This window comes from Streptomyces sp. CLCI03 (assembly GCF_053615355.1).
In genome coordinates this window covers 6,082,075-6,101,881 of the sequence record NZ_CM132132.1, presented here as the reverse complement: position 1 = coordinate 6,101,881, position 19,807 = coordinate 6,082,075, and the positions used below count along the sequence as shown (strand labels likewise).

16 protein-coding genes are annotated in these 19,807 nt (G+C 69.9%); 6 read left to right on the top strand and 10 right to left on the bottom strand.

Annotated features, from left to right (window positions below; genetic code table 11):
- Positions 1–18: 18 nt before the first annotated feature.
- Positions 19–987: a COX15/CtaA family protein gene (locus ACWG52_RS28130; protein WP_389809129.1), complete on the top strand. Its 969-nt coding sequence runs from the start codon at positions 19–21 to the stop codon at positions 985–987.
- Positions 988–997: 10 nt separating this feature from the next.
- Here the strand turns inward: ACWG52_RS28130 and ACWG52_RS28125 are convergent, their stop codons facing one another.
- The 3 genes from ACWG52_RS28125 to ACWG52_RS28115 form a co-directional block, all read right to left on the bottom strand.
- On the bottom strand, positions 998–2,089 hold the full coding sequence (locus ACWG52_RS28125; protein WP_390139597.1) for an amidohydrolase: 1,092 nt from the start codon (positions 2,087–2,089) through the stop codon (positions 998–1,000).
- 126 nt (positions 2,090–2,215) lie between these two features.
- Positions 2,216–2,590, bottom strand: coding sequence for a hypothetical protein (locus ACWG52_RS28120; RefSeq protein WP_389808867.1), 375 nt, complete (start codon positions 2,588–2,590; stop codon positions 2,216–2,218).
- A gap of 15 nt (positions 2,591–2,605) precedes the next feature.
- Complete coding sequence (locus tag ACWG52_RS28115; RefSeq protein ID WP_453126290.1) at positions 2,606–3,547, bottom strand: heme o synthase; 942 nt, start codon at positions 3,545–3,547, stop codon at positions 2,606–2,608.
- 331 nt (positions 3,548–3,878) lie between these two features.
- Here ACWG52_RS28115 and tkt point away from each other — a divergent pair, with 331 nt between their 5' ends.
- From tkt to pgl, 5 genes are all read left to right on the top strand, one after another.
- A complete protein-coding gene (gene tkt, locus ACWG52_RS28110; RefSeq protein WP_389808863.1) occupies positions 3,879–5,966 on the top strand; it encodes a transketolase in 2,088 nt (695 codons plus the stop codon).
- A gap of 35 nt (positions 5,967–6,001) precedes the next feature.
- Positions 6,002–7,120, top strand: coding sequence for a transaldolase (gene tal / locus ACWG52_RS28105; RefSeq protein WP_389808860.1), 1,119 nt, complete (start codon positions 6,002–6,004; stop codon positions 7,118–7,120).
- 5 nt (positions 7,121–7,125) lie between these two features.
- Positions 7,126–8,652, top strand: a complete 1,527-nt coding sequence (gene zwf / locus ACWG52_RS28100) for a glucose-6-phosphate dehydrogenase (RefSeq protein WP_030720386.1) — start codon at positions 7,126–7,128, stop codon at positions 8,650–8,652.
- Complete coding sequence (opcA, locus tag ACWG52_RS28095; RefSeq protein WP_389808857.1) at positions 8,649–9,689, top strand: glucose-6-phosphate dehydrogenase assembly protein OpcA; 1,041 nt, start codon at positions 8,649–8,651, stop codon at positions 9,687–9,689. The genes zwf and opcA overlap by 4 nt, the downstream gene beginning before the upstream one ends.
- A 151-nt stretch (positions 9,690–9,840) precedes the next feature.
- Positions 9,841–10,623, top strand: coding sequence for a 6-phosphogluconolactonase (gene pgl / locus ACWG52_RS28090; protein ID WP_389808854.1), 783 nt, complete (start codon positions 9,841–9,843; stop codon positions 10,621–10,623).
- Positions 10,624–10,687: 64 nt separating this feature from the next.
- Here the strand turns inward: pgl and pgi are convergent, their stop codons facing one another.
- From pgi to ACWG52_RS28055, 7 genes are all read right to left on the bottom strand, one after another.
- Positions 10,688–12,343 carry a glucose-6-phosphate isomerase gene (gene pgi, locus ACWG52_RS28085; RefSeq protein WP_389809126.1) on the bottom strand — a complete coding sequence of 552 codons (1,656 nt, stop codon included), beginning with the start codon at positions 12,341–12,343 and terminating at the stop codon, positions 10,688–10,690.
- Positions 12,344–12,493: 150 nt separating this feature from the next.
- Positions 12,494–12,829: an RNA polymerase-binding protein RbpA gene (locus ACWG52_RS28080; RefSeq protein ID WP_010352468.1), complete on the bottom strand. Its 336-nt coding sequence runs from the start codon at positions 12,827–12,829 to the stop codon at positions 12,494–12,496.
- Between the two features lie 194 nt (positions 12,830–13,023).
- A complete protein-coding gene (gene secG, locus ACWG52_RS28075) occupies positions 13,024–13,254 on the bottom strand; it encodes a preprotein translocase subunit SecG (protein WP_030720398.1) in 231 nt (76 codons plus the stop codon).
- 130 nt (positions 13,255–13,384) lie between these two features.
- Positions 13,385–14,161: a triose-phosphate isomerase gene (gene tpiA, locus ACWG52_RS28070; RefSeq protein ID WP_365265478.1), complete on the bottom strand. Its 777-nt coding sequence runs from the start codon at positions 14,159–14,161 to the stop codon at positions 13,385–13,387.
- Between the two features lie 6 nt (positions 14,162–14,167).
- A complete protein-coding gene (locus tag ACWG52_RS28065) occupies positions 14,168–15,382 on the bottom strand; it encodes a phosphoglycerate kinase (protein WP_389808851.1) in 1,215 nt (404 codons plus the stop codon).
- Between the two features lie 131 nt (positions 15,383–15,513).
- Positions 15,514–16,521: a type I glyceraldehyde-3-phosphate dehydrogenase gene (gene gap, locus ACWG52_RS28060; protein ID WP_030009077.1), complete on the bottom strand. Its 1,008-nt coding sequence runs from the start codon at positions 16,519–16,521 to the stop codon at positions 15,514–15,516.
- A gap of 231 nt (positions 16,522–16,752) precedes the next feature.
- Positions 16,753–19,713, bottom strand: coding sequence for a M14 family zinc carboxypeptidase (locus ACWG52_RS28055; protein ID WP_453126287.1), 2,961 nt, complete (start codon positions 19,711–19,713; stop codon positions 16,753–16,755).
- Positions 19,714–19,807: the final 94 nt, after the last annotated feature.

Sequence of the window (19,807 nt, the reverse complement as noted above, 5' to 3'; positions counted from 1 at the left end):
CACAAGGGGTCGCCTACGATATGGGGCGTGTTGAACCCCCTCGCCCACATCGCCAGCCGCTGGACCCCGTCACCCCGGATCGTCCAGCGGGCCGCACTCGCCGCGCTCGTCATGAGCGTGGCCATCGTCGTCACCGGCGGCGCGGTACGGCTGACCGGTTCCGGCCTCGGCTGCGACACCTGGCCCAAGTGCACCGACGACAGCCTGATCGTGACGCAGGAGCAGGGCTTCCACGGCGCCATCGAGTTCGGCAACCGGATGCTGACCTACGTGCTCAGCGCGGCGGTCGGCTGGGGAATCGTCGCGGCCCGTTCGGCCAAGCCCTGGCGGCACTCCCTGACGAAGCTCGGCTGGGTCCAGTTCGCGATCGTGATGTCGAACGCCGTGCTCGGCGGGATCACCGTCCGCACCGGTCTCAACCCGTACAGCGTGGCCGGACACTTCCTCCTCGCCACCGCGCTGATCGCCGTGACCACGGTCACCTGGCAGCGCACCCGCGAGGGCGACGGCTCCCCGCGGCCGCGGGTGCCCGGTCCGGTGCGCAAGCTGTCGTGGGCGCTGCTGGCGACCACGCTCGTCCTGATCGCGGCGGGCACCGTCGTGACCGGCTCGGGTCCGCACGCCGGCGACAGCAGCGAGATCAAGCGCATGCCCTTCGACTGGGACACCACCGCCCACGTGCACGCCGTCGCCGCCTGGGTGGTGTGCGCGCTCGGTATCGCCATGTGGCTGGTCCTGCGCGTCGTGGACGCTCCCGCCGACACCCGGGCCCGCGCCCGTGACCTGCTGATCGTGCTGCTCGCCCAGGGCGCGATCGGCTACGTCCAGTACGCCACCCAGGTCCCCGAGGCCTTGGTCGCCGCCCACATGCTCGGCTCCTGCCTGGTGTGGATCGCCGTGGTCCGGGTCGCCCTGAGCCTGCGCGAGCGCCCCTACGAGCAGGCGGAGATCCCCGCCCAGAGCGACCCGCAGCTCTCCGCCGCGTAGCCCGGCGGCTCTACGGCGTGTCCAGTCGGTAGACGCGGCGGGCGTTGCCCGCCGCGACCAGGGCGGCCACCCGTTCCGCGTCCCGCCAGGACCAGGAGCCGTCCGCGGCCCAGCCGCCCAGCACCCGGCCCAGTGCCTCGCGGAACACCAGGGCGCCCACGGCGTGCAGTTCGGGCAGCTGCCGGCCGCCGCTGGAGAACAGCACCTTCCCGAACGGAGCGATCTCCAGCAGCTCCGCCAGGGCCGCCGCGGCCCGCGCCCCCGTCCGCCCGAGGGCCGTGCCCGTATCGGCGTAGACGTGCGGGAAGGCCGCCGCGAGCTGCGCGGTGCGGCGGTGGTGCGGGTATCCGCCGAGCAGCACCAGCCGGGTCCCGAGGCCCGCGGTGGCCCGTACGAACCCGGTCAGCGCGGCCGGGTCGGCCTCGTCCGTGTGCAGTTGGAGCGGCAGCCCCGTCGCCACCGCGCTCCACAGCAGGTGGGCCAGGAGTACGGGGTCCCCCACCGCTCCGCCCCGCGGCCGCCGGGCCAGCCACCGCCCGGCCGCCCCGCGCACCGCCCCGGGACCGGGCGGCTCCTGGGCGCCGGCCGGGGTGTCCGCGCCGGTGAAGGCCGTGGCACAGCTGAAGGCGGCGGCCCCGCGGGCGGCGTGGTGGACGGCCTCGGCGAGGTTCGCGAGGAAGGCGCCCACCGTCCCGGAGGTGTCGGCGACCTGCTCGGCCAGTAACTCCAGCCGGACCGACTCGAAGGCCTCGGCGTCCCCGGCGAGCGCCAGCTCCTTGGGCCCGGTGAGGTCTCCGGGCATCCCGGTGTCGACCAGATAGGCCGCGACGCCCGACCCCCTCAGCAGCCGCCGGGTGGTCTCGGCCGCGCCCAGCTCGCGCCGCCGCGCCAGGTAGCGGGCGGGGGCGGCGTGCGGCTCCAGCCCGAGCAGCGGCGGGCACCAGCGGCGCACCGCGAAGCCGGTCTGCGTGTCGAAGAAGGTGGTGCCCGCGGCGGGCGGGCCGGCCGAGCGCATCAGCAGGGCCTCGAAGGTACCCAGGCCCAGCTCCGTACGGAGTACTCCGTGGCAGTACTGGTCCACCAGGGGCGGCGTTTCGATCATCCGGGCATCCCGTTGCGGACGTGAGGAAGGGGCTTCCACACGTCCTAACGGGTGAGCGGGGTGTGAGGTGTTGCTCGGGCTGTTGACCGAGACGGCACTCCCGGGTCCCCGGACGCGCCGGCGGGCCTAGGCCGCCGGGTTCTGGGGTCCGCCGATCTGGATGCCGGCCATCCGCGTCCACTCGTACGGGCCGGTGCGCACGCGCGCGGCGAACTCCCCGTCGAACTCGTCGTGCAGGGTCAGCCCGGCCTTCTCCGCCGCCAGCCGCGCCACGGTGAAGGTGGGGGCCACCAGGTCGCCCCAGCCGCCGTCCGTGCCCACGAGCACGATCCGGGTGCCGGCCTGGCCGATGTGGGCGAGCTGGCCTTCGACGCCGCCGTGCTGCTTGGCGAACGCGTCGATCTGCTTGGCCAGCTTCGCGGCCTTACGGTCCTGCTTCTTCTCCGCGGCGCCTGCGGTGTCCGCGGCGGCGGTGTCTGCGGTGTCTCCCATGGAAGCCATGCTACCGGCGAGTAATCAACGGAGGAAGGGATCCACGGCCACCGCCACGAACAGCAGCGACACATAGGTGATCGACCAGTGGAACAGTCGCATCTCCTTGAGCTTGCCGCCCGTGATGCCCGCCTTGGCGCGTGCGTGCAGCGCGTGCGCCTCCCACAGCCACCAGCCACCCGCCGCCAGCGCGACCGCGGTGTAGAACCAGCCGGTGTACCCCAGCGGGGTCAGCAGCAGCGAGACCGCCACCATCACCCAGCTGTAGAGGACGATCTGGCGCGACACGGCCTTGTTGCCCGCGACGACCGGGAGCATCGGCACACCGGCGCGCGCGTAGTCGTCCTTCACCTTCATCGAGAGCGGCCAGTAGTGCGGCGGCGTCCAGAAGAAGATGACGAGGAAGAGGATGACCGCGGCCCAGGAGACCGTGTTGGTGACGGCCGACCAGCCGATCAGCACCGGCATGCAGCCGGCGATGCCGCCCCAGACGATGTTCTGCGCGGTGCGCCGCTTCAACAGCATCGTGTAGACCACGACGTAGAAGAGGAGCGCCCCGAGTGACAGCGCCGCCGACAGCCAGTTGACGAGCAGGCCGAAGAAGAGCGTGGAGACGACCGCGAGGGTGAGACCGAAGGCCAGGCACTCCTGCGGGCTGACCATGCCGGTCACCAGAGGGCGCTGCGAGGTCCGGTCCATCAGCGCGTCGATGTCGCGGTCGATGTACATGTTCAGCGCGTTGGCGCCGCCGGCCGACAAGTAGCCGCCGAAGCAGGTCACGAGGACCAGCCACAGCGACGGCACACCCTGCTCGGCGAGGAACATCACCGGCACTGTGGTGATCAGCAGAAGTTCGATGATCCGCGGCTTGGTCAATGCCACGAAAGCCATGACGCGGGTCCCGAGCGGCCGCTGACCGGGGCTCGTCCCGAGCACCCCCGCTGGACGGGATTCGACGGCCGTCACGCACACCCCTGAGAGAGAATCCAGCAAGCTCCGACTCGGGCCGTTCACAACATGAAGGCCCGGTTAAGGCTTGCGCGTACCACGCCACTGTAGACGTTGCGCTTACGTCGCCCCGCGCCGGGGTCGCTTCGTGTTGGGCCGATCGGACCGTGCATATATACGGGGCACGGGCCACACCGGATGCCCGTGGGCGGGTGAACAAGGGTCGGCGGCGCGGTGACGGACCGCCTGCACTCGAATAGCTGCACGCCGTTGCGGGGGTAGGCTCGGAATCGCCGGTGCACCGTTCGTCACCGGGATACGAACATGTGGAGAGGAGCCCTGACCCACGGTGAGCACCAAGCCGACCACCACAGAGCTCGAGTGGACCGAACTGGACCAGCGGGCCGTAGACACCGCCCGCATCCTGGCCGCCGACGCGGTCCAGAAAGTCGGAAACGGCCACCCCGGTACGGCGATGAGCCTGGCCCCCGCCGCGTACACCCTCTTCCAGAAGGTGATGCGGCATGACCCGGCGGACCCCGAGTGGGTGGGCCGCGACCGCTTCGTGCTTTCCGCGGGGCACTCGTCCCTGACGCTCTACACCCAGCTCTACCTCGGTGGGTTCGGGCTGGAGCTGGCGGACCTCGAGGCATTCCGCACCTGGGGCTCCAAGACCCCGGGCCACCCTGAGTACGGCCACACCAAGGGCGTCGAGACCACCACCGGCCCCCTCGGCCAGGGCATCGCCAACGCGGTGGGCATGGCCATGGCCTCGCGCTACGAGCGCGGCCTGTTCGACCCGGAGGCCGCCCCGGGCGCCTCCCCGTTCGACCACATGATCTACGCGATCGCGGGCGACGGCTGCCTCCAGGAAGGCATCTCCCACGAGGCGTCCGCGCTGGCCGGCCACCAGAAGCTCGGCAACCTCGTCCTGCTGTGGGACGACAACCACATCTCCATCGAGGGTGACACGGAGACGGCCGTCTCCGAGGACACCATGAAGCGCTACGAGGCGTACGGCTGGCACGTCCAGCGCGTCGAGCAGCAGGAGAACGGCGACCTCGACCCGAAGGCGCTCTTCGCCGCCCTCCAGGCCGCCAAGGCCGAGACCGGCCGCCCGTCCTTCATCGCGGCCCGCTCGATCATCGCCTGGCCCGCCCCGCACGCCCAGAACACCGAGGCCGCCCACGGCTCGGCGCTCGGCGACGACGAGGTCGCGGCCACCAAGCGCGTGCTCGGCTTCGACCCGGAGAAGACCTTCGAGGTCTCCGACGAGGTCATCGCCCACACCCGCAAGGCCCTCGACCGCGGCCGCGAGGCCAAGGCCGAGTGGGAGAAGGAGTTCTCCGCCTGGCGCACCGCCAACCCGGAGCGCGCCGCCGAGTTCGACCGCATCAACGCCAACGAGCTGCCCGCGGGCTGGGAGGACAAGCTCCCCGTCTTCGAGGCGGGCAAGGGTGTCGCCACCCGCGCCGCCTCCGGCAAGGTCCTCGGCGCGCTCGGCGCGGTCATCCCGGAGCTGTGGGGCGGCTCGGCCGACCTGGCCGGCTCGAACAACACCACCATCGACAAGGACTCCTCGTTCCTGCCGGTGGGCAACCCGCTGCCGGAGGCCGACCCGTACGGCCGCACCATCCACTTCGGCATCCGCGAGCACGCCATGGCCGCGTCCATGAACGGCATCGCCCTGCACGGCCACACCCGCATCTACGGCGGCACCTTCCTGGTGTTCTCCGACTACATGCGCAACGCCGTCCGCCTCTCCGCGCTGATGCACCTGCCGGTGACGTACGTGTGGACGCACGACTCCATCGGTCTGGGCGAGGACGGTCCGACCCACCAGCCGGTCGAGCACCTCGCCTCGCTGCGCGCCATCCCGGGCCTGAACGTCGTCCGTCCGGCCGACGCCAACGAGACCGCCATCGCCTGGCGCGAGATCCTGCGCCGCCACACCAAGGTCTTCGGCAAGGGTGCCCCGCACGGCCTCGCGCTGACCCGCCAGGGTGTGCCGACCTACGAGCGCAACGAGGCGGCCGCCAAGGGCGGCTACGTCCTGTTCGAGGCCGAGGGCGGCCCGGCGCAGGTCCTCCTCATCGGTACCGGCTCCGAGGTGCACCTGGCCGTCGAGGCCCGCGAGCAGCTCCAGGCGCAGGGCGTTCCCACCCGGGTCGTCTCGATGCCGTCCGTCGAGTGGTTCGAGGAGCAGGACCAGGAGTACAAGGACAGCGTCCTGCCGCCGTCGGTGAAGGCCCGTGTCGCGGTCGAGGCGGGCATCGGCCTGACCTGGCACCGCTACGTCGGTGACGCCGGCCGGATCGTCTCGCTGGAGCACTTCGGTGCCTCGGCCGACGCGAAGGTGCTCTTCCGCGAGTTCGGCTTCACCGCCGAGAACGTCGTGGCCGCCGCCAACGAATCCCTCGCCGCCGCCGCGCGCTGACGCCGGTACGCAACCCAAGTAGGAGATGTAATCCCATGACAGACGCACTCAAGCGCCTCTCCGACGAAGGCGTCGCGATCTGGCTGGACGACCTGTCCCGCAAGCGCATCACGTCCGGCAACCTGGCCGAGCTCATCGACCAGTCGCACGTGGTCGGTGTCACCACCAACCCGGCGATCTTCCAGAAGGCCATCAGCGGCGGCGAGGGCTACGAGCAGCAGCTCACCGACCTCGCGACCCGCAAGGTCACCGTGGAAGAGGCCCTGCGCATGATCACGACGGCGGACGTCAGGGACGCCGCCGACATCCTGCGCCCGGTCTACGACCGCACCGACGGCCAGGACGGCCGCGTGTCGATCGAGGTCGACCCGCGTCTGGCGCACAACACCCCGGCGACCGTCGCCGAGGCCAAGCAGCTCGCCTGGCTGGTGGACCGCCCGAACACGCTCATCAAGATCCCGGCGACCAAGGCCGGCCTGCCGGCGATCACCGAGGTCATCGGCAAGGGCATCAGCGTCAACGTCACGCTGATCTTCTCGCTGGAGCGCTACCGCGAGGTCATGGACGCGTACCTGTCGGGTCTGGAGAAGGCCAAGGCCGCCGGCCTGGACCTCTCGCTGATCCACTCGGTCGCCTCCTTCTTCGTGTCCCGTGTGGACTCGGAGATCGACAAGCGCCTGGACGCGGTCGGCACCGACGAGGCGAAGGCCCTCAAGGGCAAGGCGGCGCTCGCCAACGCCCGTCTGGCCTACGAGGCCTACGAGGAGGTCTTCGCCTCGGAGCGCTGGACCGCCCTGGAGCGGGTCGGCGCCAACAAGCAGCGTGCGCTGTGGGCCTCGACCGGCGTCAAGGACCCGGCGTACAAGGACACCCTGTACGTGGACGACCTGGTCGCCCCGAACACGGTGAACACCATGCCGGAGGCCACCTTGGAGGCCACCGCCGACCACGGGCAGATCACGGGCGACACCGTGCGCGGCACCTACGAGCAGGCGCGCGCCGAGCTCGACGCGGTCGCGAAGCTGGGCATCTCGTACGACGATGTGGTGCAGCTGCTCGAGGACGAGGGCGTCGAGAAGTTCGAGGCGTCCTGGAACGACCTGCTGAAGTCGACCGAGGCGGAGCTTGAGCGCCTCGCCCCCACGGAGGCCTGAACACCTTGTCTGTAAACGGAGCGAACCCGCTTCGTGACGCACAGGACCGGCGGCTCCCGCGTATCGCGGGGCCGTCCGGCCTGGTCATTTTCGGCGTTACGGGTGACCTGTCGCGCAAGAAGCTGATGCCTGCCGTCTACGACCTGGCCAACAGAGGCCTGCTCCCGCCGGGCTTCTCGCTGATCGGGTTCGCCCGTCGCGAGTGGCAGGACGAGGACTTCGCGCAGGTGGTCCACGACGCCGTCAAGGAGCACTCCCGGACGCCCTTCCGCGAGGAAGTGTGGCAGCAGCTCGTGCAGGGCTGCCGTTTCGTCTCGGGCGACTTCGACGACGACGCCGCCTTCGAGACCCTGAAGGCGACCATAGAGGAACTGGACAAGGCACAGGGCACGGGCGGCAACTTCGCCTTCTACCTGTCCGTCCCGCCGAAGTTCTTCCCCAAGGTGGTCCAGCAGCTCAAGGACCACGGGCTGGCGCAGAAGGAGGGCTCCTGGCGGCGTGCCGTCATCGAGAAGCCCTTCGGACACGACCTGAAGAGCGCCGAGGAACTGAACAAGGTCGTCCACGAGGTCTTCCCGCGTGACGAGGTCTTCCGGATCGACCACTACCTCGGCAAGGAGACCGTCCAGAACATCCTGGCGCTCCGCTTCGCCAACACGATGTTCGAGCCGATCTGGAACCGGTCGTACGTCGACCACGTACAGATCACCATGGCCGAGGACATCGGCATCGGCGGCCGGGCGGGCTACTACGACGGCATCGGCGCGGCCCGTGACGTCATCCAGAACCACCTGCTGCAGCTGCTCGCGCTGACCGCGATGGAGGAGCCCGGCTCCTTCCACCCGAAGGCGCTGGTGGCCGAGAAGCTCAAGGTGCTGACCGCCGTCGAGCTGCCGGAGGACCTGGGCAAGCACACCGTGCGCGGCCAGTACTCGGCGGCCTGGCAGGGCGGCGAGAAGGTCGTCGGGTACCTCGAAGAGGACGGCATCGACCCCAAGTCGAAGACCGACACCTACGCGGCCATCCGCCTGGAGATCAACAACCGTCGCTGGGCGGGCGTCCCGTTCTACCTGCGGACGGGCAAGCGCCTGGGCCGTCGGGTGACCGAGATCGCGGTCGTCTTCAAGCGGGCGCCGTACCTGCCGTTCGAGTCGGGCGCGACCGAGGAGCTGGGGCAGAACGCCCTGGTCATCCGGGTCCAGCCGGACGAGGGCGTGACGGTCCGCTTCGGCTCCAAGGTTCCGGGCACCTCCATGGAGGTCCGGGACGTCACGATGGACTTCGCCTACGGCGAGTCCTTCACGGAGTCGAGCCCCGAGGCGTACGAGCGACTGATCCTCGACGTGCTCCTCGGCGACGCGAACCTCTTCCCGCGTCACCAGGAGGTCGAACTGTCCTGGAACATCCTCGACCCGATCGAGGAGTACTGGGACAAGCACGGCAAGCCCGCGCAGTACCCGTCGGGCACCTGGGGGCCGGTCGAGGCGGACGAGATGCTCGCACGAGACGGACGGAGCTGGCGCCGGCCATGAAGATCGACCTCACGGAGACCAACTCCAGCAAGATCAATGCCGCGATGGTGCAGGCACGCCGGGACATCGGCACGCCGGCCATCGGCATGGTCCTCACGCTGGTGATCGTGACCGACGAGGAGAACGCGTACGACGCGCTCAAGTCGGCGAACGACGCGTCCCACGAACACCCCTCGCGGATCGTCGTCGTCATCAAGCGGGCCAGCCGCTCGCCACGCAGCCGCCGCGACGCCCGGCTCGACGCGGAAGTCCGCGTCGGGGCGGACTCCGGCAGCGGTGAAACGGTTGTGCTCCGCCTTCACGGCGAACTGGTCGACCACGCCCAGTCGGTGGTTCTCCCGCTGCTCCTGCCGGACGCCCCCGTGGTCGTCTGGTGGCCGGACGGTGCTCCCGCGGACCTGGCGGGCGATCCGCTGGGGGCGCTGGGGCAGCGCCGGATCACGGACACGTACTCCTGCGAGGACCCGATCAGGGCGCTCGGCGGCCGGGCGGGGGCGTACGCCCCCGGCGACACCGACCTGTCGTGGACCCGGATCACCCCGTGGCGCTCCATGCTGGCCGCGGCACTGGACCAGCAGGCCCTGTCGGTCGTCTCGGCGACCGTCGAGGGCGAGGACGAGAACCCGAGCTGCGAACTGCTGGCCATGTGGCTGGCGGACCGGCTCCAGGTCCCCGTCAAGCGCACGCTGTCTTCCGGCCCGGGTCTGACGGCCGTACGTCTGTCCACCAAGGACGGCGACATCGTCCTGGACCGGGCGGACGGCGCGCTGGCCACGCTGTGCATGCCGGGGCAGCCCGACCGTGCGGTGGCGCTCAAGCGCCGCGACACGGCCGAGCTCCTCGCGGAGGAGCTGCGCAGGCTGGACCCGGACAACACCTACGAGGCCTCGCTGAAGTTCGGCGTGGCACGGCTGGAGGCGTCGGTCTCGGAGCCGGCGGAGCCCGAGGCTCCCGCCAAGGCCGAGGCCGCGGCTCCGGCGAAGGCCGAGCCCTCGAAGCCGGCCGCCAAGCCGACGAAGAAGACCGCGGCCAAGTAGTACCCCTGCGGGACCTTGCTGGGGCTCCGCCCCAGACCCCGCGCCTCAAACGCCGGCGGGGCTGTATTTCAGCCCGTCCGGCGTTTGAGGACCGGGGCCGCGCAGCGGCACCCGCACCCCCGATCTACCGACAAGGCGGCAGCACATGGGTATGACGACTCCCCAGGTCGTCGTCCACCGGGACAAGGAACTGATGGCTCAGGCCACCGCGGCCCGGCTCATCACGAAGATCGTGGACGCGCAGACGGCCCGCGGCACCGCGTCCGTCGTCCTCACCGGCGGACGCAACGGCAACGGCCTGCTCGCGGCCCTCGCCACCGCCCCCGCGAGGGACGCGATCGACTGGTCCCGGCTGGACCTGTGGTGGGGCGACGAGCGGTACGTCCCCGCCGACGACCCGGAGCGCAACCACACCCAGGCCCGTGAGGCCCTCCTGGACGCGGTCCCGGTGGACCCCGCCCGCGTGCACGTGATGCCCGCGTCCGACGGCCCGTACGGCGGCGACGTGGACGCCGCGGCGGCCGCCTACGCGGCCGAGCTGGCGAGGGCGGCCGGCCCGGAGGACCACGGTCCGGTCCCCACCTTCGACGTGCTGATGCTGGGCGTGGGCCCGGACACGCACGTGGCCTCGCTGTTCCCGGAGCACCCGGCGGCCCGCGAGACCGAGCGCACGGTGGTCGGCGTGCACGGCGCCCCGAAGCCCCCGCCCACCCGGATCTCGCTCACCCTCCCGGCGATCCGGGCGGCCCGTGAGGTCTGGCTGCTGGCCGCGGGCGAGGACAAGGCCGGGGCGGTCTCCCTGGCCCTCGGCGGCGCGGGTGGGGTCCAGGCCCCGGCCGCGGCGGCGTACGGCCGCTCCCGCACCCTGTGGCTCCTGGACCGTGCGGCGGCGGCCAAGCTGCCGACCGGGATGTACCCCCCGGCTTCCTCCTGACGGCGGCCGACGTGTGAAGGGCCCGCCTCCCGGTACCGGGAGGCGGGCCCTTCACACGTTCGGGTCAGCCGCGGCCGCGCAGCTTCCGGTACGTGGCCACCAGGGCCTTCGTCGAGGCGTCCAGCCCCGGCACGTCCGCTCCCTCGGTCAGCGCGGGCTCGACGCGCTTGGCGAGCACCTTGCCGAGCTCGACGCCCCACTGGTCGAAGGAGTCGATGTTCCACACCGCGCCTTGGACGAACACCTTGTGTTCGTAGAGCGCGATCAGCTGGCCCAGCACCGACGGGGAGAGTTCCCCGGCCAGGACGGTGGTCGTGGGGTGGTTCCCGTGGAAGGTCTTGTGCGGGACCAGCGACTCCGGGGCGCCCTCGGCCCGCACCTCGTCGGCGGTCTTGCCGAAGGCCAGCGCCTGGGTCTGCGCGAAGAAATTGGCCATCAGCAGGTCGTGCTGGGCTGCCGGGGCGGCCTCCAGCTCCGCCACCGGCCGGGCGAAGCCGATGAAGTCCGCGGGGATCACCTTCGTCCCCTGGTGGATCAGCTGGTAGTAGGCGTGCTGTCCGTTGGTGCCGGGCGTGCCCCAGACCACCGGGCCCGTCTGCCACTCCACCGGATTGCCGTCGCGGTCCACGGACTTGCCGTTGGACTCCATGTCGAGCTGCTGCAAGTACGCCGTGAACCGCGAGAGGTAGTGGCTGTACGGGAGCACCGCGTGCGACTGGGCGTCGAAGAAGGCGCCGTACCAGATCCCCAACAGGCCCATCAACAGCGGCGCGTTCTCGTGCGCGGGCGCCGTACGGAAGTGCTCGTCCATGGCGTGGAAGCCGGCGAGCATCTCGCGGAAGGCGTCCGGGCCGATCGCGATCATCAGCGAGAGGCCGATGGCGGAGTCGAAGGAGTAGCGTCCGCCGACCCAGTCCCAGAACCCGAACATGTTGGCCGGATCGATGCCGAAGTCGGTGACCTTCTCCGCGTTGGTGGACAGCGCCACGAAGTGCCGGGCCACGGCGGCCTGGTCCCCGCCCAGTCCGTCGAGCAGCCAACCACGCGCCGAGGTGGCGTTGGTGATGGTCTCGATGGTGGTGAAGGTCTTGGAGGCGATGATGAACAGCGTCTCGGCCGGGTCCAGGCCCCGCACGGCCTCGTGCAGGTCGGCGCCGTCGACGTTGGAGACGAAGCGCACCGTCAGATCGCGGTCGGTGAAGGCGCGCAGGGCCTCGTAGGCCATGGCCGGGCCGAGGTCGGAGCCGCCGATGCCGATGTTGACGACGTTGCGGATGCGCTTGCCGGTGAAGCCGGTCCACGCGCCCGACCGGATCTGGTCGGAGAAGGCCGCCATCCTGTCGAGGACGGCGTGCACCTCGGGGATGACGTTCTCGCCGTCCACCTCGACGACCGCGTCGGCCGGTGCGCGCAGGGCGGTGTGCAGCACCGCCCGGTCCTCGGTCGTGTTGATCTTCTCGCCGCGGAACATCGCCTCGCGCAGCTCGGCCACGCCCGTGGCGTCGGCCAGCTCGCGGAGCAGCGCGAGCGTCTCGTCGGTGACGAGGTGCTTCGAGTAGTCGATGTGCAGGTCCCCGACCTGCAGGGTGTAGCCGGCGCCGCGGCCGGGATTCTCCTCGAACAGCTCCCGCAGATGCGTCTGCCCGAACTCCTCCCGGTGCTTGCCGAGTGCAAGCCACTCGGGCGTCCGGGTCAGCTTCGTACGCGTGCCTGCGTTCATCTCGGACATCAACCCACTTCTTCCGTCCTGTCGTGCCCCGCCGTTCACCAACTTAAGGGATCGCAAGCGGCAGAACGCACACAAAGAGGCCCGGTGACACAGGAGAAGTTCCTGTGTCACCGGGCCTCACGTCACACTCTTCGAGCCGGCTCAGATCTCGCCACGGAGCTTGGCGAGCGCCTCGGCGAGGATCGCCTCGCCGTCGGCGTCCGAGCGCCGTTCCCGTACGTACGCCAGGTGCGTCTTGTACGGCTCGGTGCGCGGCGGCGCGGGCGGGTTGTCCCGGTCCTGGCCGGCCGGGAACCCGCAGCGCGGGCAGTCCCAGGTGTCGGGCACCTGCGCGTCGCTGGCGAAGCTCGGCTGCGTCTCGTGCCCGTTCGAGCACCAGAAGGAGATGCGCAGACGGGGCGCGGACTCGCCGCGCTCCGCCTCACCCATCGGCCCCGCTCCGACCCGGCTACCACGGATCGCGTTGCCACTTGCCACGGTCGTAACTCCCCTGCGTGATGGTGCCGCCAAGCGTGAGGATGTTCCTGCTGAAACGCCCCGGGTACGTAGAGCCCAACTCACGGGATCATCCCCTCGGGTGGGGGAGCAGAATAACTCGTTCCGCAACCAGGGCGCAGAACCTCATGATAGGCCGGGCGGTGCCGACCGGACTGCCGGAATGGCCAGAACGGTCAGGTGCTCGACTTCGTCAGCAGGCCGAGCGCGACGATGCACGCGAACCACAGCAGACCGACGACCACGGTGATGCGGTCGAGGTTGCGCTCCGCGACGGAGGAACCGCCGACCGACGACTGCATACCGCCGCCGAACATGTCGGAGAGGCCGCCGCCCTTGCCCTTGTGCATCAGCACGAGCAGCATCAGCAGGGCGCTGAAGACGATCAGGGCGATCGAGAACCCCATAATCACGGCTGATTCCTACTTTCTGGCTTTTTCGGGCTTTCCGGCTTTGCGAGATGTGCACGGGGGCCAGGGGCTGATGCATCAGCCTCTGGCCCCCGCAAGGGTACGACGGATCCGCCCTACCGCATACTCACTGGTCGCGGAAGCGGACGATCTTGACGAACTCCTCCGCGTCCAGCGCGGCGCCGCCGATCAGGGCGCCGTCGACGTCGGGCTGGGCCATGATCGCCGCGATGTTCCCGGACTTCACGGAGCCGCCGTACTGGATGCGGACCTTGTCGGCCAGCTCCTGCGAGTACAGCTCGGCGAGCCGACCGCGGATCGCCCCGCAGACCTCCTGGGCGTCGTCGGGGGTGGCGACCTCGCCGGTCCCGATGGCCCAGACGGGCTCGTAGGCGATCACGATGGACTCGACCTGCTCGGCCGGGACGCCTTCCAGGCCGCCGTCGAGCTGGCTCAGGGTGTAGGCGACCTGCTCGCCGGCCTTACGGACGTCCAGGCCCTCGCCGACGCACAGGATCGGGGTGATCCCGTGCCGGTAGGCGGCCTTGACCTTGGCGTTGCAGATCTCGTCGGTCTCGCCGTGGTACTGGCGGCGCTCGCTGTGGCCCACGGCCACGAACGTGCACTTCAGCTTCGACAGCATCGGGCCGGAGATCTCACCGGTGTAGGCACCGGAGTCGTGCGCGGAGATGTCCTGCGCGCCGTACTTGATCTTCAGCTTGTCGCCGTCGACCAGGGTCTGGACCGAACGGAGGTCGACGAAGGGCGGCAGGACCGCGACCTCGACGGCGTCGTAGTCCTTGTCGGCGAGGGCGAAGGCGAGCTTCTGGACGTGGGCGATGGCCTCAAGGTGGTTGAGGTTCATCTTCCAGTTGCCCGCCATGAGCGGGGTGCGCGTGGTCATACGGGTTCAGCCCTCCAGGGCGGCGAGGCCGGGGAGCGTCTTGCCCTCAAGGTATTCGAGGGAGGCGCCGCCACCGGTCGAGATGTGGCCGAATGCATTCTCGTCGAAGCCCAGGATGCGGACCGCGGCGGCGCTGTCGCCACCGCCGACGACGGTGAAGGCGCTGCTGTCGAGCAGGGCCTGGGCGACGGCCGTGGTGCCCCCGGCGTAGTCGGGGTGCTCGAAGACGCCCACCGGACCGTTCCAGAAGACGGTCTTGGCGTCGGCGATCTTCGACGCGTACAGCTCACGCGTCTTCGGGCCGATGTCCAGGCCCTCCTTGTCGGCGGGGATCTTGTCCGCGTCGACGATCTCGAAGGTGGCCGGGGTCTTGCCCTTGAGGTCCGGGAACTCCGAGGAGACCAGGACGTCGACCGGCAGGACCAGCTCGACGCCGGTGTCCTCGGCGCGCTTCATGTACTCCTTGACGACCTCCACCTGGTCCTTCTGGAGCAGGGAGATGCCGACCTCGTAGCCCTTGGCGTAGAGGAAGGTGTAGGCCATGCCGCCGCCGATGAGGATGCGGTCGGCCTTCCCGAGCAGCTCGTCGATGACGGCGAGCTTGTCGGAGACCTTGGCGCCGCCCAGGACCACCACGTACGGGCGCTCGACCTCGGCGGTCAGCTTCTTCAGGACGCCGACCTCGGTGGCGATGAGGTAGCCGGCCGCGTGCGGGAGGCGGGCGGGCAGGTCGAAGACCGAGGCGTGCTTGCGGTGCACGGCGCCGAAGCCGTCGCCGACGTAGATGTCGGCGAGCTCGGCGAGCTGGTCCGCGAAGGCGCCGCGCTCGGCGTCGTCCTTGGACGTCTCACCGGCGTTGAAGCGCAGGTTCTCGATGACGGCGACCTGGCCGTCGGTGAGAGCCGCGACGGTCTCCTTGGCGGAGGCGCCGACGGTGTCGGTGGCGAACGCCACGTCCGCACCGAGCAGTTCGCCGAGGCGCGTGGCGGCCGGGGCGAGCGAGAACGCCGGCTCGACGCCGGTGCCCTTGGGCCGGCCCAGGTGGGAGGCCACGATGACGCGGGCGCCGGCTTCGGCGAGCTTCGCGATCGCGGGACGGACGGCACGGATGCGGCCGTCGTCGGTGATGGTGCCCTCGGCCAGCGGGACGTTCAGGTCCGCGCGGACGAAGACCCGCTTGCCCTTGACGCCTTCGGCGAGCAGTTCATCGATCGTCTTCATGTATTTCTACTCCTTTGAGCCTTCACTCGAAGGGCGAGGAAGGATAACGAGGCAAGCAACAGGGCCCGTGCGGCGCATCGTTGCGCTGCTCGGACCCTGTGCTTCACATCGTGGTGCCTTGCCCTACGTTTTTAGAGCTGACCGCCGACGAAGACGGTGAGGTCGACGAGACGGTTGGAGTAGCCCCACTCGTTGTCGTACCAACCGACGACCTTCACCTGCGTGCCGTCCTGAACCATGGTCAGGGAGGAGTCGAAGGTGCAGGACGCGGGCCAGTTCACGATGTCGGAAGAGACGATCGCGTCCTCGGTGTAGTCGAGGATGCCCTTGAGCTGCCCCTCCGAAGCCTTCTGGAAGGCCGCGTTGATCTCTTCCACCGTGGTCTCGCGGGAGAGCTCCAGCACCAGGTCGGTCACCGAGCCGGTCGGGACCGGGACGCGCATGGCGATGCCGTCGAGCTTGCCCTTGAGCTGCGGGAGGACCAGCGCGGTGGCCTTGGCGGCACCGGTGGAGGTCGGGATGATGTTCTCGGCCGCGGCGCGGGCGCGACGCAGGTCCGAGTGCGGGAAGTCCAGGATGCGCTGGTCGTTCGTGTACGCGTGGACCGTCGTCATCATGCCCTTGACGATGCCGAAGTTCTCGTCGAGGACCTTGGCCATCGGCGCCACACAGTTGGTGGTGCAGGAGGCGTTGGAGATGACGTGGTGGTTGGCCGCGTCGTACTTGTCGTGGTTGACGCCCATCACGATGGTGATGTCCTCGTCCTTGGCCGGAGCCGAGATGAGGACCTTCTTCGCGCCCGCCGCGATGTGCTTGGCGGCGTCGGCCTTCTTCGTGAAGATGCCGGTCGACTCGATGACGATGTCGGCGCCCAGCTCTCCCCAGGGGAGGTTGGCGGGGTCACGCTCGGCGAAGGTCTTGAAGGTCTGGCCGCCGACGGTGATGCTGTCGTCGGTGTGGGAGACCTCGGCCTTGAGGCGGCCCAGGATGGTGTCGTACTTGAGCAGATGCACCAGGGTCGCGTTGTCAGTCAGGTCGTTGACACCGACGATCTCGATGTCCGCTCCCTGCTCCAGGAGCGCCCGGAAATAGTTGCGGCCAATTCGGCCAAAACCGTTGATGCCTACGCGGATCGTCACGAACCGATCTCCTCGTTGGTGCGCCGGTAAGAGCGCCGGCGAGCTGTATGGGATGTCCCCGACCGCTTACGACCCTACCTCTCCGTGAGCTTTTGGGTGACATCGGTCGGGGCCTGACACTCCCCCTACTTCCCGGGGGTACTCCCGCGTGGGTCCCGTTCCGGACACTCCCGAACGGGACCCACGGACTTCGATCCCGTCACTCAGGGTGAGTGGGAAACGGGACTTCGATCAGCGGTGCAGTGTGCGCAGTGCCTTACCGACGAGTAGGGCACGGTCCGCCGCGGTGGGCATGTGCTCCAGGCCGAAGCCCAGCAACACCGTGTCACGCGTGGTCACCGCGGCGTAGGACTTGAACAGTTCCCCGGACCGGGCCCAGTCGCCGGGAACGTCGGGGCTTCCGGCGGGTGCCGCCTGCGCCGTCCAGGCTCCCAGCGACGTCTCGAATCCCTCCACGGGCTGGTCCGCGCCCCTGACGGACAGGCGCGCCTCGTCCGCGAAGACGCCGCGGCCGCCCGAGCCCGGGTCGGTGACGTAGGAGAGGGAGAGTTCAACGGTCCTGCCGGCGTAGGCGCTCAGGTCGAAGGAGACCTGCTTCCAGCCGCCGGAGGATCCGGTGAAGCTGTTCCACGTGCCGCTGGTGCCCTGCGGGGTGCAGCCGGCGGCGTCGAGCGTGAGGTAGTGGCGCAGGAAGGGGTGGCCGTTGACGAAGAACCCGGCCGCGCACTCCTCCGGGACGGTCGAGCTGCTCAGACCGTCCGTGTCCGGGAGGGTGGTCCAGTCGTCGCCGCCGGCGGTCCGGGCCTCCAGCGCGGCGTGGTCGTAGCCCTCCTCGACGTTCCAGTTGAGCGCCAGCTTCAGCTGCGGCCGGTCGGCCGCGGTGACCCCGGTGAGGTCGATCGTGCGGACGAGTCGCTTCCAGTCGTCGTCGGTGTGCAGGGCCGCGGCCATACCGGTGCCGGCGTAGGGGGCGTACGGGTTCACGACCCCGGTGAAGGCTCCCGCCTGGGCGCTCCTGAACTGCGGGAACTGCGCGGGCGCCAGGGTCTCGGAGGTCACGGTGTACCCGCCTGGGGCGTTCAGCGGGTTGCCCGCGGCGTCCCCGACGGTGCCCCGCGCGCCGTTCAGCGCGCCGGCGCCGGCGAAGCCGGTGGCTCCGGCGGTGCTCGTGCGGCTGTAGGCGCCGAGCCAGTACTGGCTGAAGTCGTTGGTCACGGCGCGGCCGACCTGGGCGTTGCCGCCCGCCAGCTCACCGGCCTCGATCAGCTTGCCGCCCTCGTTCAGGAAGTCGCGCACCGCCAACTGGGTGTCGCCGCCGGAGGTCTTGGCCCCGGTGTAGTGGACGGCCGTACCGAAGTGGGAGAGGACCCCGAGGTGGTGCGGGGCGCCTTGGACGGCGACGTCCCAGACCGCCGCCGACCTGCCGTTGGCGCGCAGGGCGTCGACGTAGGTCTGGGCGTGCTGGGCCTTGGCGCCCTCTTCCGCGATCACCAGCACGTCCGCGCGGGGCCGCTCGGCCACCGTGTACGTGAAGTGCTCACTGGCGACCTGCTTGCCCGAGCGGTCGCGGCCGGTGAACCAGACCTCGACCTTGTCGCCGGGCTTCGCGCCGTCGACCTCGGCGCGGTACTCGTCGAACCAGTTGTTGTCGTCGCCTCCGTAGACCTCTCCGCCCTTCCAGGGCGTGAGGTCCTCGTCGTGCGTGCGGCCGCCGTTGATCCGGAAGTTGAGTTCCTTGTCCTTCAGGGCCTTGCGGGCGGTGACGGAGACCGTCTGGTCCTCGCCGCGGGCGACGTAGGAGGTGGCGAAGGCGTCCACGGTGAAGTCGGCGGCGGTCAGCCCCAATGAGGACTTGGGCCGGTCCGGGGTCGCGGCGCTCTCGCCGACGGAGAGCGCGAAGGGGATGTTCTTGGCGAACTCCGCCTGGATGAGCTTCTCGTCGTCCGGGAAGTTGAAGCCGGAGGCGCAGTCCTCGGGCTTCCACTGATCGTTCGGGTCGCTCGCCGAGGCGGTCTGGCAGGTGGTCATCTCCGGCGTGAACATCATGATGCCGTTGACGTTGGAGGCGTGGCCGTCGGCCTCGCCGTTGGTGGTGTAGAGCTCCGAGGAGACCTGCGGGTAGTAGCCCGGGACGGCGGGGTTCTCCGGGGTGCCGGCGAGCGCCTTGTAGGCGATGTCGTCGGGGGTGGGGGTGGCGACCTGCCAGCCCACGCCGTAGAGGATCAGCTCGGCGGCGGAGTGGTAGTTGATGGCGTAGTCGAAGCCGATGCGCTTCTCGAAGCGGTCGAGGGCGACGGTCTCCGGCTCGGAGGAGGCGCTCGGGCCGCGGTAGGTCTCGTTCGCCTGGTTCGGCGAAGAGCCCTCGTTGTCGTAACCCCACTTGAAGGCGAAGTTCCGGTTGAGGTCGACCCCGTCGCCGGGGCCGGTCTTCCCGTCGCCGTTGTTGTCACGCAGGTTCTTGCGCCACAGGCGCTGGCCGTCGGCCGCGTGCGTGTAGTCGTACCCGTCCGGGTTGGCGGAGAGCAGGAACCACAGCTCGCTGGAGTCCACCAGCTTGGTGATCCGCTGGTCCTTGCCGTAGTTGTCGATGGTGTGGTGCATCAGCCGCCGGGTCATCTCGGGGGTGATCCACTCACGGGCGTGCTGGTTGGACATGTAGAGGACCGACGGCTTGTCGCCGTCCTTGGTCTTCTTGGCGTTCTTGCTGACCTTCAGGGCGAGGATGTCCTTGCCCTGGACGGTCTTGCCGATGGAGACGACCTTGGTGAGCCCCGGGTTCTCCTGCGCGGTCCGCAGGATCTCCTCCTGGAGACCGCCCTTGCCGCTGTACGGGCGGAACACCCCGTCCCCGGCGGCCTTGGCACGGGCGAGGCCCTGGGCGGGAACCTTGCGCTCGGCCAGCTTGACGCCCTGGGCGGCGAGTTCCTCGGCCTGGGCACCGCTGAGGAAGAGCTCGACGTGGGCCGTCCCGGTCTCCGGGGCCCGCTCGGTGAGCTCGTGCGCGTCCTGCCCCGCGGCGAGGACGAGCGGGACCTGTTCCCGGGTGATGTCGGCGTCGTAGACCCGTACCTCGTCGGCCCCGGATGCGGCGCCGGGTACCGGCTGGGCCTGTGCCGCGGCGGGTAGCACGGCGAGTGTGGTTCCGAAGACGAGTGCGCTTGCGGCGAGGATCGATCTCGCGCGGTGACTCATGTGCCCCCCTGGGCGTCGTCTGCCACGAAAGCGTTCGGACGCCAGACTCAAGACCGGCCCATGCTCATGTCAATGGGGCGTGCGGCAAAGGGGC

Bases quoted from the DNA above. Each gene is read 5' to 3' on its own strand.
- ACWG52_RS28125 (WP_390139597.1), bottom strand. From the start codon at position 2,089: ATGATCGAAACGCCGCCCCTGGTGGACCAGTACTGCCACGGAGTACTC.
- ACWG52_RS28120 (WP_389808867.1), bottom strand. From the start codon at position 2,590: ATGGCTTCCATGGGAGACACCGCAGACACCGCCGCCGCGGACACCGCA.
- tal (WP_389808860.1), top strand. From the start codon at position 6,002: ATGACAGACGCACTCAAGCGCCTCTCCGACGAAGGCGTCGCGATCTGG.
- opcA (WP_389808857.1), top strand. From the start codon at position 8,649: ATGAAGATCGACCTCACGGAGACCAACTCCAGCAAGATCAATGCCGCG.
- pgl (WP_389808854.1), top strand. From the start codon at position 9,841: ATGACGACTCCCCAGGTCGTCGTCCACCGGGACAAGGAACTGATGGCT.
- pgi (WP_389809126.1), bottom strand. From the start codon at position 12,343: ATGAACGCAGGCACGCGTACGAAGCTGACCCGGACGCCCGAGTGGCTT.
- secG (WP_030720398.1), bottom strand. From the start codon at position 13,254: ATGGGGTTCTCGATCGCCCTGATCGTCTTCAGCGCCCTGCTGATGCTG.
- tpiA (WP_365265478.1), bottom strand. From the start codon at position 14,161: ATGACCACGCGCACCCCGCTCATGGCGGGCAACTGGAAGATGAACCTC.
- ACWG52_RS28065 (WP_389808851.1), bottom strand. From the start codon at position 15,382: ATGAAGACGATCGATGAACTGCTCGCCGAAGGCGTCAAGGGCAAGCGG.
- ACWG52_RS28055 (WP_453126287.1), bottom strand. From the start codon at position 19,713: ATGAGTCACCGCGCGAGATCGATCCTCGCCGCAAGCGCACTCGTCTTC.